Genomic DNA, 17,159 nt, shown 5'->3' on the forward strand with positions numbered 1-17,159 from the left:
GATGGCCAAATCGGTTTGGATGTGGATGGCGGGGCGAGTTCGACAGCGCGCGGCACCACCGCAAAGCTTTGGTAGGAAGCCTTTCGGACGCGCATAGGTCCGCTCTTGGCACCGCCGCTGCGCGCCCGATCCCCAACAAAAAAGCCGCCCACTTTCGCAGGCGGCTTCTTGGCAGAACCAACGCAACCCTTAGAAGGCGTACTTCATGCCCAGGTTGACGCTGTTGTACTTCTGGCTGTTGTCGCCGAAGCGGCCGCTGTAGCCGACCCAGCCGCTCAGCGCCTGGCTGAACTGGGCGCTCAGGCCGATGTCGCCGGTGCCCCAGGTCTTGTCCGGCGTGAAGCCGACCAGTTCAAACGAGCCGGGCATGCCGTTGAGGCCGGCGGTGACCAGGCGCGGATCAGCCTTGCTGTCGTAGTTGTAGGCCACCTCGGCGTACGGCGACAGCATGGTGTTGCCGGCCTGCCAGTGACCTTCCAGGCGCCAGCCCAGGGTGGAGATCTGCGAGTCGCGCTGCTGGCTGCCGAACCACATGGCGGTGCTGTCGCTGCCGCTCTCGTTGTAGCTGTCGACCTTGACGGTCTGCCACTCGAAGTTGGCGAACGGACCGGTGCGCAGCGTGCCCACGTCGAACCAGTAGCCGCCGTTGATGCCGCCGCCGACATGGTTGCCGTCGGCCTTGGCCGTTTCGCTGCGGAGCATGTTGCCGAGCTGGATCTTGCGCTCGATGTCCGAGAAGTTGTCCTGGCCGAAGTCCACGTAGCCGCCGACGTAGGCGCCTTCCTGGTGCCACATCATGTAACCCAGGCCCGACACGTCCTGCAGCTTGTAGCCGCCGCCGCCGGCGTAGTCGGCGTTGTGCTGGCCGATGTTCAAGGCGATGCCGCCGGACCAGTTGTCGTTGAAGCGCACGTCGACGCCGGTGGTCAGGTTGACGTTGTCGCTGGAGGTGCGCGGCGAACCGCTGCTGGCATCGAAGCGCTGATCGCCGTAGTCCACATTGGCGAACACGCGGGTGTCGCTGCCCTGGCCGTCGGCCAGCATCTGGTTGCGGATCGCGCGGTTCTGGGCCTGGATCGAGGCCAGCGGCGCTTCCGCCAGCAGCGAGGCGTAGCCCGGCGCGCTGAGGATGGAGATCACGTACTGGCCCAGCATCACGTCAGCCGCGGTGGTGGGGTGCACGCCGTCGGCGAACAGATAGGTCTGGTTGGCGCCGGCCGCATAGGTGTAGGGCAGGCCCGAACCGGCCGGGCCGCAGGCGACCGAGCTGGAGCCCACGCCGCAGGCTTCGTTGGTGACATTGGTGAAGCCGTAGGCGCCCGGGTTGGCGATGACTTCGTTGAGCAGGCTGTAGGCGTCGACCGGGACGATGCCCTTGCCCATCTGGGCGAGGCCGGCGCTGAGCGTGCCGTTGAAGATCAGGCTGAGGCCGGTCAGCGACGAGGCGGCGCTGGCGCCCTGCTCGAGCGCAGACGGCGTCAGGCCGATGTTGGGCAGATTGAACACCAGGATGTTCTTGGCCCCGGCCTGCTGCATCTGGCCGATCAGCTTCACTTCCTGTTGCGCGGCGGCAGCCACGGAGGCCTGCGCCTGAGCGGCCGTCTGGAAGCCCGACACGCCCGCGGCGGCGAGCACCTGCTGGGTTACGGCGGCGGTCACTGCCTGGGTGATCTGCGGGGTCAGCGCGGCGATCTGTGCCGCCGGCACGCCGGCGGCCTGCAGCTGGGCAATCTGCAGCTGCACGTTCTGCTGGATCAGCTGCTGCGCGGTGGCGCCGGCACCTGCGGCGGTGGCCGCATAGAAGATGTCGTTGGCGCCGCCCCAGACCGAGTACAACGCCTTGCTGTCAAACTTGCCGGCAGCGAGGTAGGCATTGATCTGGGTGGTGATGGTCGGCACCGCCGACGGCGTGCCCGGCGAATTGGTCAGTACGCCAGCGCCGCCCCAGGCGTAATCGCTGCCGCCCGCCAGCGAGGCGGTGAGGCTGTAGCCGTAATGGCCGGCCACGTTCTGCACCGTCACCGCACCCGGGTTGGTGGTGAATTCCAGCGGCGGCTGGATGGCCGGATTGGTGGCCAGCGAGATATTGCCGGCGTCGCTCAGGCTGTCGCCGAACACCACCACGCTATCGAACTGGGATTTGGCGGCGAACGCCGGAGAACTGATCAGCAACGCGGCGGCAATGGCGCCTGCAATCGTGCGAGTACGGGGCATGTCGGTAACACTCCTTGAACCGGGCGGCTTTGTTATGACTGCGTTACGGTAATGCATGCCCATACGTAAGCGCATGCTGCGCCGCACCGAGAAGGTTGGGGGCTAGTCCAGCCCTCAACGTTGTAGGAGCGCACCCTGTGCGCGACCGGGGCGATAGTTGGCTATCGCTGCGCGGTTCGCGCACAGGGTGCGCTCCTACAAAGGGGACTCTTAGCGCTTTTGGGCCTTGGAGAAGGCGTCGGCGAAGGCGCTGTTGGACGGCGCGGGCGCCGGCTTGGGTGCACCGCCGCCACCGCCGCCTGGACGCGGGCCGCGGTTGTCGCGCGGGGCGCCTCGGGAGGCGTCGTTGCCGCCGGCCGGGCGAGCGCCACGGACCTGCTGGCCCGGTTCGTCGTCCAGGCGCATGGACAGGCCGATGCGCTGGCGTAGCAGGTCGACCTCCATCACCTTCACCTTGACGATGTCGCCGGCTTTCACGGCATCACGCGGGTCTTTGACGAAGGTGTGCGACAGGGCCGAGACGTGCACCAGGCCGTCCTGGTGCACGCCGATGTCGACGAACGCGCCGAAGGCCGCCACGTTGGTTACGCGGCCTTCCAGCACCATGCCGGGACGCAGGTCCTTCACGTCTTCCACGCCCTCGGCAAAGCTGGGCGCCACGAATTCCGGGCGCGGGTCGCGGCCGGGCTTCTCCAGTTCCTTGAGGATGTCGCGCACGGTCGGCAGGCCGAACGTCTCGTCGGTGAACTGCTCGGCCTTGAGGCCGCGCAGGAAGCTGGTGTCGCCCATGATGGAGCGCACTTCGCGGCCGCATTGGGCAATGATGCGTTCGACCACCGGATAAGCTTCCGGATGCACGGCGCTGGTATCGAGCGGATTGTCGCCGTTGGGCACGCGCAGGAAGCCTGCGCACTGCTCGTATGCCTTGTCGCCCAGACGCGGCACCTTCAGCAGCGCCTTGCGGTTGGCGAACGGACCGTTGGCATCGCGATGCTTCACGACGTTCTCGGCCACGCTGATGCTCAGGCCCGCGACGCGCGACAGCAGCGCTGCCGACGCGGTGTTCACATCCACGCCTACCGCGTTCACGCAGTCTTCCACGCGTGCATCGAGTGCGCGCGCCAGCTTCACCTGGTTCACATCGTGCTGGTACTGGCCCACGCCGATGGCCTTGGGTTCGATCTTCACCAGTTCGGCCAGCGGGTCCTGCAGGCGACGCGCGATGGATACCGCACCGCGCAAGCTCACGTCCACATCCGGAAACTCCTTGGAGGCGACTTCTGAGGCGGAGTACACCGACGCGCCCGCTTCGCTCACCACGACCTTGGAAAGTTTGTGCTCCGGATGCGTCTTGGCCAGACCCTTGATCAGTTCGCCAGCCAGCTTGTCGGTTTCGCGCGAGGCCGTGCCGTTGCCGATCGCGATCAGATCCACGCCGTGCTTCTGGCAAAGGCGTGCCAGGGCAGCCAGCGATTCGTTCCACTGGCGGCGTGGTTCGTGCGGATAAATCGTATCGGTGCCGAGCAGCTTGCCAGTGGCATCCACCACGGCCACTTTCACGCCGGTGCGGATGCCCGGGTCCAGGCCCATCACGCTCTTGGCGCCGGCGGGGGCGGCGAGCATGAGGTCCTTGAGGTTGTCGCCGAACACGCGGATCGCTTCGTCTTCCGCGCCTTCGCGCACGCGGCCGAACAGGTCGAGCGTGAGATGCAGATGCAGCTTCACGCGCCAGGTCATGCGCACGGTTTCGCGCAGCCAGGCATCAGCGGCACGACCGCGATCGAGAATGCCCGCATGCGCGGCCACGCGGCCTTCGCCTTCGACGTGACCCTGTTCCAGGTCCAGCGCCGGTGAGAGCTCCAATTCGATCACGCCTTCGTTGCGCGCGCGCATCAGCGCGAGCAGGCGATGCGAGGGGATCTTGCCGATCGGTTCGATGTGGTCGAAGTAGTCGCGGAATTTCGCGCCTTCGTTTTCCTTGCCTGCAACCACTTTGGCGCGAATCTGGCCTTTATCCCATAGCCACTGGCGCAACTCGCCGACCAGGCTGGCGTCTTCGGCAATGGACTCCATGAGGATGGCGCGCGCGCCATCCAGCGCAGCGCGCACATCGGCCACGCCCTTGTCGGCGTCGACATAGGACTCGGCGGCCGCTTCCGGCGACTGCGTGGGATCTTCGCGCAGGCCCAGGGCCAGCGGCTCCAGGCCGGCTTCGCGGGCGATCTGCGCCTTGGTGCGGCGCTTGGGCTTGTACGGCAGGTACAAGTCTTCCAGGCGCGCCTTGGTGTCGGCCGAGAGGATGTCGTTCTTCAGCGCATCGCTGAGCTTGCCCTGTTCTTCGACGCTGGCCAGGATCGCGCTGCGCCTCTCTTCGAGTTCGCGCAGATAGCGCAGGCGCTCTTCCAGCAGGCGCAGCTGCGTGTCGTCGAGACCGCCGGTGGCTTCTTTGCGATAGCGCGCGATAAACGGCACGGTGGCGCCGCCGTCGAGCAAATCCACCGCGGCATGAACCTGATCCGGCTTGGCGGCGATGTCCTGGGCAATACGTTGTTCGATGCTGAGCATGGGGCTAAGACGATTCCTGAGCGTTCGACAAAACAACGGATCGCCACGCGATCCGCCGGACCGTCGATCATAGCAAGTCGATGCGTGCTTACAGATTGGCCGCGGGCGCCTGGTTCGGCCGCAGGATCAGAAAGCCCGCTGCGCCAAGCTCGGCAGGCGCGGCCTCGTGATCGCCGGGACATTGCGTGGCCACACGGCGGTAATGCGGCAAGCGGCGCATGCGCATCGGCCGGACGTCCTCCTGTTCGCGTGCCACCGGCATCACCGCGAGCGCCGGTTGTGGCGTCACGTGCGGCGCACGCCCTGCATCCGCGGGTGGATGCCACAGGCTGAACGCCGCCAGCACCGCCACGATGACCGCCAGCGTGATCGCCGCCGCCAGCCAGCGGCCGGAGCGTGGTGGGGCCCGTACGGGTGCAGGTGCGAGTGCCGGCGTTTTTGCGGTGGCGGTCGAATCATCATTGCTTGCGACATCCGGCAGCGGCTCGTCGGCCGGCGTCGCGCTGGACGGGACGCGATGCACCTCGCCGATGAAGCGATAGCCCAGGCTGTGCACGGTGGCGATATAGCGCGGCTGCGACGCGCAATCGCCCAGCGCGTGCCGCAAGTGCGAGATCACGCGGGTGAGTACGCCAGGAGTGACGTGCCGATGTCCCCATGCGGCATCGAGCAAGGTGTCTTTGCCGACCACTTCGCCGGCTTGTTGCAGCAGGACCACCAGCACCGCATAAGCCTTGGGCTCGACGGAAATCGGGCTGCCTGCCCGTTCGAGACGGTGTGCGCGCGGATCGACGACGAGGTCGTCGCACTGGTAAATCCAGCCGCAATCAGCATGTGACTGGGCCATGAGCTTGCCTGGTGCACGGCCCCCTGTATGACAAGCATGCGCTACTTACGCAAATACGCGCATCCGCCATAGGTCATAACGTGCGCGCAGGTGCATGAATTGCGCGGCAAAGCGATCGGACGTCCATTTGCCAATGGGCCAGCTCGCCACCGAAGGCATGGCCCATTGGCCGAGCAGATGCAACGCGTGCGTGAATGTGATGTGCCCGCGATGTCAGTTCCGCCGTGTTGCCACGGCGGGACGTCTCACGGCGAGAAAGCCCCTACGACCAAAGCCTCTATCACCAAGGTTCGATGGCTCAGGCGTTGAACGAGCTGTCGCTGTTGCCGGGGTCCGTGCGACGCGTCGTCGTGGCGACGTCTCTGGCGCGGCCATTGAGCACGAGCGTCTTTGCGAGCATGTCGTGCAGGCCTTGCTTGCGCTGGGTCCAGGCAATCATCAGGAAGCCGAAGCAAAAGATCAGCGCACTGACAATCTTGCCGAAATAGCGGCCGGTGGCACGCATGAAGCTGATGCGATTGCCGTCCATGTCGGTGACGCGGATGCCCAGGGCCAGCTTGCCCAAGGTGCCCTGCCATGCCGAGCTCTCGCACAGGCCGAAATACAGCCACGCCAGGATGGTCTGCGCGATCAGTGCGGGCCACAGCGCGTTCATATAGGTATCGAGCGCCTGCAGCACCAGGTGCGGATCGTCGCCGGCAGCGAGCTTGGCCTGCACATAGGCCTCGGCGGCCTTGCTGGCGCCAAGCATATTGCTGAGTATCGTGTTGGGGATCCAAAGCACCAGCGCGTCCAGGATGTAGGCCGCCAGTCGCTTCCAGAAGCCGGCGTAGTCGTCCAGCGCGGCCACGGCGCTGCTGCCGCCATACGATGTCGCGGGGGCCGCGGCATAGGGCGGTGCCGGGGGCGCAGGCGAAAATGCCGGCGGCTCGACCTGCGACTCTTCGGGGAACAGCGACGACAGCGGCGCCCAGTCCGTCATGCCTTCATACCAGCCCAGATCGTCAGGGCTGATCTGTCCGCTGCGCAGCCACTGGCGGATATCCACTTCCTTGTAAGGGCCGTGTCGCTCGCCGTCCCGTCCGATCCAAACTTCCATGGTGCGCTCCGAGATGCATCGTCAGGCCCGCATGATGCCATGCGGGCAGGCCGTCCTGGTGCAGCAAAGATCCCGAATCAGGCGGCGTCGCGGCGCTTGAGGTGCACCAGCAGCAGCGAAATGGCGGCAGGCGTGACGCCGCTGATGCGCGCGGCCTGGCCAATGGTTTGCGGCTGTACGCGCTTGAGCTTCAGCAGCACCTCGGCAGAGAGGCCGCGCACCTTGTCGTAGTCGAAGCTGCCGGGTATCGCCGTCTGCTCGTGGCGACGCTGGCGCTCGATCTCTTCGCGCTGGCGCTCGAGATAACCGGCGTATTTGGTCTGCACCTCCACTTGCTCGGCCACGCTGGCGTCGTCAACCGCCGGACCGATGCCGTCGACGGTCGTGAGCGTGGCGTAATCGAGCTCGGGACGACGCAGCAAGTCCAGCACGTTGGTCTCGCGGCTCAGCGTGATGCCAAGCTGCTGCGCGACAGTGGCGCCGAGCGCATTCGCGGGCGCGGCCCAGATGGCGCCGAGTCGCTGCGTTTCGCGTTCCACCGCGTCGCGCTTGGCGCGCAGTGCATCGTAGCGAGCCTGCGGCACCACGCCGAGGCGATGGCCGGTTTCGGTGAGACGAAGATCCGCATTGTCCTCGCGCAAATGCAGGCGATACTCCGCGCGCGAAGTGAACATGCGATACGGCTCGATGGTGCCATTGCTGGTGAGATCATCGATCAGCACGCCGATATAGGCCTCGTCGCGACGCGGATGCCATGGCGCTTCGCCCTTCACCGCCAGCGCGGCATTGAGGCCGGCAATCAAGCCCTGCGCGGCCGCCTCCTCGTATCCCGTGGTGCCATTGATCTGGCCCGCGAAATACAGGCCCGGGATGGTCTTGGTCTCCAGCGACGGATGCAGGCCGCGCGGATCGAAATAGTCATACTCGATGGCGTAGCCCGGGCGCGTGATGTGCGCTTTCTCGAAGCCCTTGATCGAATGCACCAGCGCCAGCTGCACGTCGTACGGCAGCGAGGTGGAGATGCCGTTCGGATAGACCTCGAAAGTGTCCAGGCCCTCGGGCTCGATGAAGATCTGGTGCGAGCTCTTCTCGGCGAAGCGCACCACCTTGTCCTCGATCGAGGGGCAGTAGCGCGGGCCCACGCCTTCGATCTGGCCGCTGTACAGCGGTGAGCGATCGAGCGAGCCGCGGATCAGCTCGTGCGTGTGTTCGCTGGTATGCGTGATCCAGCAGCTGACCTGGCGCGGATGATCCTCGCGCGAGCCCAGGTACGAGAACACGGGCGCGGGGTTGTCGCCGGGCTGCTCTTCCAGGCCGGTGAAGTCGATGCTGCGCAGGTCGATGCGCGGCGGCGTGCCGGTCTTGAGGCGGTCGGCGGCCACCGGCAGTTCGCGCAGCTTCAGAGCCAGCGTGCTGGCGGGCGGATCGCCGGCGCGGCCGCCGGCGTATTGCGCGGGGCCGATATGGATCTTGCCGGCGAGGAAGGTGCCCGCGGTCAACACCACGGCGCGGGCGTGGAAGGACAGGCCCATCTGGGTCACCACGCCGGTGACGCGGCCGCCCTCGAGGATCAGGTCATCCACCGCCTGCTGGAACAGCTCCAGGTTCGGCTGGGTTTCCACCATCCGGCGGATCGCCGCCTTGTACAGGGAGCGATCGGCCTGGCAGCGCGTGGCACGCACGGCCGGCCCCTTGGAGGCGTTGAGCGTGCGCCACTGGATGCCGGCGCGATCCGCCGCCTGCGCCATGGCGCCGCCGAGTGCGTCGATTTCCTTGACCAGGTGACCCTTGCCGATACCGCCGATGGCCGGGTTGCAGCTCATCTGGCCGATCGTTTCGATGTTGTGGCTCAGCAGCAGCGTGCGCGCGCCCGTCCGTGCCGCGGCAAGCGCAGCCTCGGTACCGGCATGGCCGCCACCGACCACAATGACGTCGTAGGAAACTGGGTGAAACATAGAAAACTGCCCCGGAAGCGCAGGTTTGGACCAAGTTGGACGCTTATGGTAACTCCGTGACGGCACTTTGGCCGTTGGCACGCTTCCTGCTTTTACTTCCGTGCACTTTCCACGGGCAGAAGCTGCGCTTCATGCGCGCCGAGATCGAACGACAGGGGTTCGATCGCGTGCCGGGGAGAGGAAGCAAGACGGCGCCCCTCGGGGCGCCGTCGCCTTTTCTAAGCCTTGTAGGGTCGCAATGAGCCTGCAAGCGCTCTGGATAAGATCTGGCGCCCGGCGGTCTCAGGAACAGGGGGAATCCAGGATGACCGTGTTGCCGGGCGCCAGAAACCGAAAATTCGTCACTGGCAGCAGCAAGTTGCTGCGCGTCTTGGGGGCGATATTTACCCCTTACGCGTGAACGTGGAGTGACTAAAACGCCCGTTTGTGCCGAGTCTTGGCACCTCATGACGTACAGCGTCATTCCGTGATCCAGCCCCAAAATGAATGTGATGGCGGTCACGCGGCTGGCACGCGCATTGCTTCTGCTCCCATGCCGGACAAGGCTATGGTTTGGGGGATTAACGTCATGGAATTGAGCGTCGAACTGCAACCGGTTTATCCGCACCACGATCTATTGATCGAACTTGGCCGCGTCGAAATGGCCATGGACTATCTGGAAGAACGCAGCGAGAACGAACGCCAGGCCCTGCGCCCGCGTCTGCTCTCACGCATGACCCGCTTGCGCGACGAATTGGCACAACTGGCGATCTGATCGTCGCGTTCGCGACGGCCGCCAGTTTGGGACGACCGGAACATCGGGCGCCTGCACGTCAGCAACACCGCTTCATCAGGTTTCATCCTCTCGATTCACCTCATTACGCCCGGGTGCCCCGTCCAAGGACGGGACGCACTCGGGTGTTTTCTTTTGCGAAGTCGATTTAGCCGTGCTGCATGCTGCGCACGATCTCGCTGAGATTGCGCGAGAGATGAGGCTGCGCCGCCAATGATTCGATGGCAGCACGCGCCGCCGCATGGCGCGTGGGTTCCAGTCGCTGCCAGCCGTTGAACGCCGTGGCCAGTCGCGCGGCCACCTGGGGATTGAGCGCATCCAGCCGCTGCAGGCGCTCGGCGAGCAGCTGATAACCACTGCCGTCCGGACGGTGGAAACCGTCAGGATTGCCGCGTGCCCACGCACCAAACAGCGAGGTGACGCGATTGGGGTTCTTCATGGTGAAGGCGGCATCAAGTTCCAGCGCCTGCACGCGCTCGATCACCGCATCGCCCGGCAGCTGCGTCTGCACCGAGAACCATTTGTCCATCGCCAGCGGATTGTCGGCGTAGCGTTCGCGGAAATGCAGCAGCGCGGCATGCGTCTGGGTGGCATTGCCGCGCACCAGCACCGAAAGTGCGGCCAATCGATCCGTCATGCTCGGGGCGTTGTCGTATTGAAGTGTGGCGAGCGCTTGCGCACTCCACGGATCGATCGTGGCGATCAGCTCCAGCACGCGCCGCTTGAGGCGCCGCTGCGCCTGGCTGATGGCGTCGAGCTGCACATGGGTGTGCGCGACCAGCGCGTCATAGCGCTGCTGCAGCACTTCGCGGCCAATGCGCAGGGCCAGATGTTCCTGCAGCTTCAGGCGCAGCGCGTGCACATGGGAAGGATCGACCACGCGTTCGCGCTCGGCCAGTTCGATCTCGCTGGGCGGCGTCAGCAGGTCGGCCAGCAGGGCATCGTCGATGGCGCTTTCCCCGAAAAGGGCGGCCAGCGCATCGCACCACGCATCCAGCGCGTGCGTGGCATCGCCGTCGCGCAGATTGTCAAACGCGCGCGCCGCCAGTTGCTGCCCCGCTTCCCAGCGGTTGAAGCCATCCACGTCGTGACGCAGCAACAGCGCCAGCTCCGCGGGGGAGTAGTCGCACTCCAGAATCACCGGCGCGGAGAAACCGCGCAGCAGGGAAGGCACGGGCGCGGATGCGACCTGCTGGAACACAAACGATTGCTCGGCGCGATCCAGCACGATCACGCGCTCGGTGGCGCCCGATGCATCGGCATCGCCGCCCGGCAGGTGCAAGGGCATCATGTGCCCATGGCGATCGAACAGCGCCAGCTTCACCGGTATCGGCAAGGGCTGCTTGGTCGGCTGGCTGGGCGTGGGCGGCGTGTGTTGCGACAGGGTCAGCGTGTAGCTGCGATGCGCGGCATCGTAGTGACCGCGCGCCGTCACACGCGGCGTACCGGCCTGCGCGTACCACGCCAGATACGGCATCAGATCGATGCCGTTGGCTTCGCCAAGCGCGCCGAGGAAATCCTCAAGCGTGGCGGCGCGACCGTCGTTGCGGGAGAAGTACAGATCCATGCCGCGGCGGAATCCCTCGCGCCCCAGCCGGCCGGCCACCATGCGTACGAGCTCGGAGCCCTTCTCGTAGACAGTTGCCGTGTAGAAATTGTTGATCTCGCTGTACTGCGCGGGGCGTACGGGATGCGCGAGCGGGCCGGCGTCCTCGGGGAACTGTGCGCGGCGCAGCAGCGCGACATCTTCGATGCGCTTGAGCGGCGCTGAATTCATGTCCGCCGAAAACTGCTGTTCGCGAAATACCGTGAGGCCTTCCTTCAGCGACAGCTGGAACCAGTCGCGGCAAGTGACGCGGTTGCCGCTCCAGTTGTGGAAGTACTCGTGCGCAACCACCGCTTCCACTGCGCGGTATTCGTCGTCGGTGCTGCTGTCGGGGTCGGCCAGCAGGTACTTCGCATTGAAGATGTTGAGACCCTTGTTCTCCATCGCACCCATGTTGAAGTCATGCGTGGCGACGACATGGAACACATCGAGGTCGTATTCGCGACCATAGGTTTCTTCGTCCCAGCGCATGGAGCGCTCCAGCGCATCCATGGCGTAACCGCACTGGCCGATCGCATCAGGCTCGGCCCAGATCACCAGCTGCACGTGGCGGCCGCTGTGGGTGACGTAGTCGCGCGTGATCTTCTGCAGGCGTCCGGCCACCAGCGCAAACAGATAGCTGGGCTTGGGGTGCGGGTCGACAAAGCGCGCCCAATGGCGACCGCCTTCCAGCTCGCCGTGGCCATCGGGATTGCCGCCGGCCAGCAGCACCGGAAAGCGCTCGCGATCGGCGCGCAGGGTGACGGTGTAGCTGCTCAGCACGTCCGGGCGATCAGGGAAGTAGGTGATGTGGCGGAAGCCTTCGGCCTCGCACTGGGTCAACAGGAAGCCAGCCTCGCGCGATCCGGACAGATACAAGCCTTCCAGCGCGGTATTGGCCGCCGGCTGCACGCGCACGCGCGTTTCCAGCACGCTGCCGTCGCGCGCGCCATCCACTTCGAGCACGTTCTCGGCGACACGCCAGGCGTGCTCGGGCAGGGGCTGGCCGTCCAGCGAGATCGACAGCAATTCCAGGCCTTCGCCGTCCAGCCGCAGCGGCTCCTGCTGGGCAGGATCGCGCTGCAGGTGCAGGCGCGAGGTGACCTCGGCGTTATCGATGCCCAGGTCAAAGTCCAGCTCGATCTTGTTCACGAGCCAGGCCGGGGCGCGGTAATCGCTGAGCCGGATCACGGGGGAGGCGATGTCGTTGCGAATGCTCATGAGGGGCCGAAACTGCGGAAGCGGGGGATGAGTCAGGCTAACATGCGGGCCTTTCCCGGCAGGACAAGACAATGGCGGAGTTTCTTGCGGAACGCGGAAAACTGGGCGTGCACGAGATCGCGGTGCTGACCGACCCGGCGCGGGGCCATAGCGTGCGCATCGCGCGACGCGGCGCGACCCTGCTGAGCTTCGAAGTGCCCTCGCCGCATGGCACCCGGAACATCGCCGATGGCTATCGCGACGCCGGTGAACTCGACACCCGGCCCAGCTCCCGTTTCGCCATCATGGTGCCATTCGCCAACCGCATCGACGACGCGCGCTACGTGTTCGACGGCGAGCCCTACGACTTGCAGCCAGGCGTCGAAGGCGATGCGCGTGCGGCACGGCACGGTTTTGTGCGAGGTGTCGACTTCGACATCACCCAGCTCGCCGCCGATGAGCAAGGCGCGCGCGTCACCTTCGCCACCCAGGCGATCCGTCCGGGTGTGCATGCCGGCTATCCCTTTGCCATCGACCTGGCGGTGAGTTACACGCTGGATGCGAGCGGTCTGACGGTTGAAGCCGCGATGCGCAATGTGGGCAAGCACGCGGCGCCGTGTTTCTTCGGTTGGCATCCGTATTTCCGATTGTCTGACTCGCCCATCGAGGGCTGGGAGTTGCAGATACCGGCGGACAGCTTTGTGCGTACCGACGAGGCCTTCATCCCGATCGCCGGGGCCGGCGCCCGTGCGCCGCTGGAGCATGCGCCGGAATTGGATTTCCGCACGATGCAGGCCATTGGTCGTCGCGAACTCAACCACGCGTTTGCCGATCTGCGCCGCGACACCGATGGCCGTGCACGCACGCGCCTGCGCGACCCGCAGGGCGGCATCGGGATTGCCGTATGGCAGCCGTCCGGGGTGATGCTGGCCTTCACCGCCGACACGGTGACGCGCGACGTGCGTCGCTCGGTGGCGCTGGAACCGATGGAAAGCTGGTCCGACGCATTCAATCGCCCCGATTGCGCCGACGCGATTCGTCTGGAACCCGGCGCCGAGCGCCGTTTCACCTGTGGTGTGGAGATCGACAATCCATGAGCGTTTCCTTTCATCGAGCCGCCCTGCCCACGTTTGCGCAGGTGCAGGAAGCCGCCGCACGCATCGCCCCGTATGCGGTGGTGACCCCGGTGCTGCGCAACGTCGCGCTGAATGCGCTGACCGGCGCGGATCTCTACTTCAAGTGCGAAAACCTGCAACGCGGCGGCGCCTTCAAATTTCGCGGCGCCTGCAATGCGGTATGGTCGATGGACGATGAGCAGGCCGCGCGCGGCGTGGTGACGCATTCATCCGGCAATCACGGCAATGCGCTGGCCCTGGCGGCTGCGACGCGCGGCATTCCGGCGCATGTCGTGGTACCCGACGGCGCGGTGCGTACGAAGCTTGAAGCGATCGAGCGGGCCGGCGCGATCCTCCATCGCTGTGAAGCCACGCAGGCGGCGCGCGAAGCCAAGGCCGATGAAGTGCGGCGAGCGACGGGGGCCGAGTTGGTCCATCCCTTCGAAGACACACGTGTGATGGCGGGACAAGGCACGGCCGTACTGGAGCTGCTCGAACAGAGCGGCGGCCTGGATGTGGTCGTCACGCCGATCGGCGGCGGTGGCTTGATCGCGGGTACGTCCATCGCAGCGCACGGCATCGCACCGCAGTTGCAGATCCATGGCGCGGAGCCGATGGGCGCCGACGACGCGGCGCGCTCGCTGGCGGCCGGCGCGCGGGTGGGGCCGTTCGTGCCCGATACGATCTGCGATGGGCTGCGCACGCTGATTGGCGCAGCGAATTTCGAGGCGCTGCAGATGCATCGGGCGGAGGCGACCACGGTGAGTGATGCCGAGGTGATCGCGGCGATGAAGTTGTTGTGGAACGAGTTGAAGCTGGTGGTGGAGACCTCCAGTGCAACGGTGTTGGCGGCGGTGTTGAAGCGGCCGGAGGTGTTTCGGGGGAAGAGGGTGGGGTTGGTGCTTAGTGGGGGGAATGTGGATATTGAGGCGTTGCCTTGGTGACGCTTTTCTCCCTCTCTCCTTTGGGGAGAGGGTTGGGGCATTGCCACCTTTACGGTGGTAAGGGGCGGGTGCTCGCGGGAGCGTCTCTTCTTTGGCGTCATCCCGGCGCGGGCCGAGACCCAGGTTTCAGTCTCGCTCAGTTGTTGCGATCCCGCGATCTGGCCGCCTACGCGGCGGGCGTTTCGATCGGCTGCCGCCGACCGAGTCACTTTTCTCTTGCTGGCCCAAGAGAAAAGTAACCCAAAGAGAATGGCCTAAAACGCCCGCAGCATCGTGTTGGGATAAGCCCGATCGCTTGAGGCGCGTGGTTGCGGGACAACCTCCGAGGGTACACAGGGGATACTTCCAAGCGCTGCGCAACGCGCCCGAATCGCTGAGGACTTAAAGCGGGGCCTCGCTGCGCATCGGCTTTAGCATGCGCCTCCGCCATGCCGGCTTGTCTGTGGGAGCGCACCCTGTGCGCGACAGCCACGATGCGGTGTACCGCTCCGTAGGTTTGTCGCGCACAGGGTGCGCTCCCACAAAAAGCTGACCGTAGTGTTGATCCGCCAGCGTGATCCCCTACAAACGCGTTATAGCGAGGTGCCGCCTCTCAAACCTTCTTGATAAAACATGTCTTCAACACCAGCGTCGAGCGCCCATCGCGGCATTCGACTTCTTCCGGATTGTCTTCGTCCACGCGGATGGACTTGAAGACGGTGCCGCGCTTGAGGGTCTGCGAGGAGCCTTTGACCTTGAGGTCCTTGATCACTTGGACCGAGTCGCCGTCGGCGAGCACGGCGCCGTTGCTGTCTTTGACGTTCATGGGTGGTCTCCTGGTCGACGCAAACCGGGCATTTTAACCGCGCGCAGGTTGGGAGCGGCGTAGGCGCACGCCGCTCACGGCGAGCAAGCCGAGCAGGATGAAGATGATGCCGAGGATTTCCATGCCGCTGGGTTGCTCGTGCAGGATCGCCCAGGCGAGCAGCACACTGACGATGGGCACGCCCAGGCTGGCGACGCTGGCGAGTGCCGTTGGCAGGCGTTGCAGCACGATCAGCCACAGTCCCCAGGCCAGGCTCGACGCCAGGATGACGCTATAGGCCAGGCCCGCGATCAGATCCCAGGTCCAGTCGAAGGGACGCTGGGGGACGCATAGCGCCACCACGATCAGCGCCAGCGCGCCGAACAGCATCTGCCATGCGGTGAGGTTGAGCGGTGTGGGCTTGTGGTGAATGAAGACGCGTTTGCTGAGCACCGTGCCCATTGCCCATGCCAGACCTGCGCAGATGGCGAGCAGCGTGCTTTGCCGACTGCCCAGGCCGTGCCAGGGTTCGATGATGCAAGTGAGTCCCATCGCGGCCAGCCCCAGACCCCACCAGTGGCGGCGGGTCAGACGGTCGTCGAGGATCACCCACGCCAGCAAGACCGACCAGAACGGCATCGTGTAGGCCAGCAGCGCCACGCGACCGGCGCCGCCGCTTTCCAATGCCAACTGACCCAGGCCCTGGAAGGCGGTGGTCTGGCACAGGCCGATGACGATGGTCGGCAGCAACGGTGGCGGCCGCAGCGATTGCCGGGTCACCGCCAAGGCGCCGAACAGCACCAGCGCACCGAGCGAGTAACGCAGCGCGGAGAAGTTGAACGGGCCCGCATGCTGCAACACCTGCTTCATCACGATCCAGCTGTAGGCCCAGATCAGGATGGTGGCGAGCAGGGCGAGCAAGGCGTGGCGTGAAGCTGTGGTTGATGTCATGGCGTTCTGCACGTGGCATCGCGCGCGGCAGGCTGCCCTTGTCCGGCGCGCAGGGGTGGGATAGCGTCGTGGCTTTCCCGGCAGCTTACAGGGGATGGGCGTGACAGGAACCCGTGCGAGAAACGTCCTTGTGGCCTGCATCGGGCTGCTCGCTTTCGTGGGCATGCTGTTTGCGTTCCCCGACGTGCTGCAAGGATTGCGCTCGGGCGTCGCGTGGCCGAAGGCGGCACCGATCGCGCTCGGCGCGCTGCTGTTGTTGATCGCCAGCGTCAGCTTGCTGTTGCGCCGCCCGGAGCATGGCTGGATCTTTGCCGTCGCGGCGATCAGCTTGCTGCTGGGCTTATTCTGGTTGCCGTCGTTGCGGCAATTTCTCTGGCCATGGCTCGCGGTCCTGGCCGCGTGTGCCGGCGCCATCATCGGTTTTCGCACGGGGCGCGGCGACCAAGCCGCGGATTGAATCATGGCGACATCCATCAAAAAACGCTGCCCCTGGGGCAATAGCGACGACATGCACGACTACCACGACACCGAGTGGGGCACGCCGCTGCATGATGACCAGGCACTGTTCGAATTCCTCTGCCTGGAGGGTGCCCAGGCGGGCCTGTCGTGGCGAACGATCCTGCTCAAGCGCGACAACTACCGCCGTGTCTTCCACGACTTCGACATCAAGCGGGTCGCTGCGATGAAAGAGCGCGAACTGGAGAAGGCCTTGCTCGATCCGGGCATCGTGCGCAACCGACTCAAGGTTTATTCCACGCGTGACAACGCGATTGCGGCGCTGGAGGTGATCGGCGAATTCGGCAGCCTGGACGCGTATCTGTGGTCGTTTGTCGACGGCAAGCCCATCCGCAACAAGTGGACCGGGCAGGGCGACGTGCCCGCCAGCACCCCGCTATCCGATCGCATGAGCAAGGATCTGAAGAAGCGCGGCTTCCGCTTCGTCGGCACCACCATCTGCTACGCCTTCATGCAGGCGACCGGCATGGTCAATGACCACGTGGTGAGCTGCTTTCGCTACAAGCAGGTCTAAGACACCGCATCGATCATGTGGGAGCGCACCCTGTGCGTGACTGGGGCGCGCGTCGCGCTGGGAAGTCTCGATATCCTTGGGGCCGTCGCGCACAGGGT

The 17,159-nt window shown here is 65.4% G+C and carries 13 protein-coding genes; 5 read left to right on the forward strand and 8 right to left on the reverse strand.

Annotated features, from left to right (window positions below; translation table 11 throughout):
- Positions 1-189: 189 nt before the first annotated feature.
- From AC1DE1_RS00065 to mnmG, 5 genes are all read right to left on the reverse strand, one after another.
- The gene (locus AC1DE1_RS00065; protein WP_441602707.1) at positions 190-2,214 is read right to left on the reverse strand and encodes an autotransporter outer membrane beta-barrel domain-containing protein; all 2,025 of its coding nucleotides are present in this window, start codon (positions 2,212-2,214) and stop codon (positions 190-192) included.
- A gap of 210 nt (positions 2,215-2,424) precedes the next feature.
- Positions 2,425-4,779 (reverse strand): Tex family protein, encoded by a 2,355-nt coding sequence (locus AC1DE1_RS00070; protein WP_477178823.1) that lies wholly within the window; start codon positions 4,777-4,779, stop codon positions 2,425-2,427.
- Between the two features lie 88 nt (positions 4,780-4,867).
- Positions 4,868-5,626, reverse strand: a complete 759-nt coding sequence (locus AC1DE1_RS00075; RefSeq protein WP_441602709.1) for a winged helix-turn-helix domain-containing protein — start codon at positions 5,624-5,626, stop codon at positions 4,868-4,870.
- A 298-nt stretch (positions 5,627-5,924) separates the two neighbouring features.
- Positions 5,925-6,725 carry an RDD family protein gene (locus AC1DE1_RS00080; protein ID WP_441602710.1) on the reverse strand — a complete coding sequence of 267 codons (801 nt, stop codon included), beginning with the start codon at positions 6,723-6,725 and terminating at the stop codon, positions 5,925-5,927.
- Between the two features lie 77 nt (positions 6,726-6,802).
- Complete coding sequence (mnmG, locus tag AC1DE1_RS00085; protein ID WP_441602711.1) at positions 6,803-8,680, reverse strand: tRNA uridine-5-carboxymethylaminomethyl(34) synthesis enzyme MnmG; 1,878 nt, start codon at positions 8,678-8,680, stop codon at positions 6,803-6,805.
- Between the two features lie 568 nt (positions 8,681-9,248).
- Between mnmG and AC1DE1_RS00090 the strand changes: the two genes are divergently transcribed.
- Entirely contained in the window at positions 9,249-9,434 is a 186-nt protein-coding gene (locus AC1DE1_RS00090) for a hypothetical protein (RefSeq protein ID WP_441602712.1), read from the forward strand.
- Positions 9,435-9,600: 166 nt separating this feature from the next.
- Here the strand turns inward: AC1DE1_RS00090 and pepN are convergent, their stop codons facing one another.
- Positions 9,601-12,258: an aminopeptidase N gene (gene pepN / locus AC1DE1_RS00095; RefSeq protein ID WP_441602713.1), complete on the reverse strand. Its 2,658-nt coding sequence runs from the start codon at positions 12,256-12,258 to the stop codon at positions 9,601-9,603.
- Positions 12,259-12,329: 71 nt separating this feature from the next.
- Between pepN and AC1DE1_RS00100 the strand changes: the two genes are divergently transcribed.
- The gene (locus AC1DE1_RS00100; protein WP_441602714.1) at positions 12,330-13,334 is read left to right on the forward strand and encodes an aldose 1-epimerase; all 1,005 of its coding nucleotides are present in this window, start codon (positions 12,330-12,332) and stop codon (positions 13,332-13,334) included.
- Positions 13,331-14,296, forward strand: coding sequence for a pyridoxal-phosphate dependent enzyme (locus AC1DE1_RS00105; protein ID WP_477178824.1), 966 nt, complete (start codon positions 13,331-13,333; stop codon positions 14,294-14,296). The genes AC1DE1_RS00100 and AC1DE1_RS00105 overlap by 4 nt, the downstream gene beginning before the upstream one ends.
- A gap of 592 nt (positions 14,297-14,888) precedes the next feature.
- On the opposite strand, the gene AC1DE1_RS00110 is transcribed toward AC1DE1_RS00105, so the two are convergent.
- Positions 14,889-15,101: an alkylphosphonate utilization protein gene (locus AC1DE1_RS00110; RefSeq protein ID WP_354014380.1), complete on the reverse strand. Its 213-nt coding sequence runs from the start codon at positions 15,099-15,101 to the stop codon at positions 14,889-14,891.
- Positions 15,102-15,134: 33 nt separating this feature from the next.
- Positions 15,135-16,031, reverse strand: coding sequence for a DMT family transporter (locus tag AC1DE1_RS00115; RefSeq protein ID WP_441602716.1), 897 nt, complete (start codon positions 16,029-16,031; stop codon positions 15,135-15,137).
- 100 nt (positions 16,032-16,131) lie between these two features.
- Here AC1DE1_RS00115 and AC1DE1_RS00120 point away from each other — a divergent pair, with 100 nt between their 5' ends.
- Positions 16,132-16,488 carry a hypothetical protein gene (locus AC1DE1_RS00120; RefSeq protein ID WP_441602717.1) on the forward strand — a complete coding sequence of 119 codons (357 nt, stop codon included), beginning with the start codon at positions 16,132-16,134 and terminating at the stop codon, positions 16,486-16,488.
- A 3-nt stretch (positions 16,489-16,491) separates the two neighbouring features.
- Positions 16,492-17,061 (forward strand): DNA-3-methyladenine glycosylase I, encoded by a 570-nt coding sequence (locus tag AC1DE1_RS00125; RefSeq protein WP_441602718.1) that lies wholly within the window; start codon positions 16,492-16,494, stop codon positions 17,059-17,061.
- The last annotated feature ends 98 nt before the right edge of the window (positions 17,062-17,159 follow it).

It is taken from the genome of Dyella sp. 05T440, assembly GCF_056395965.1.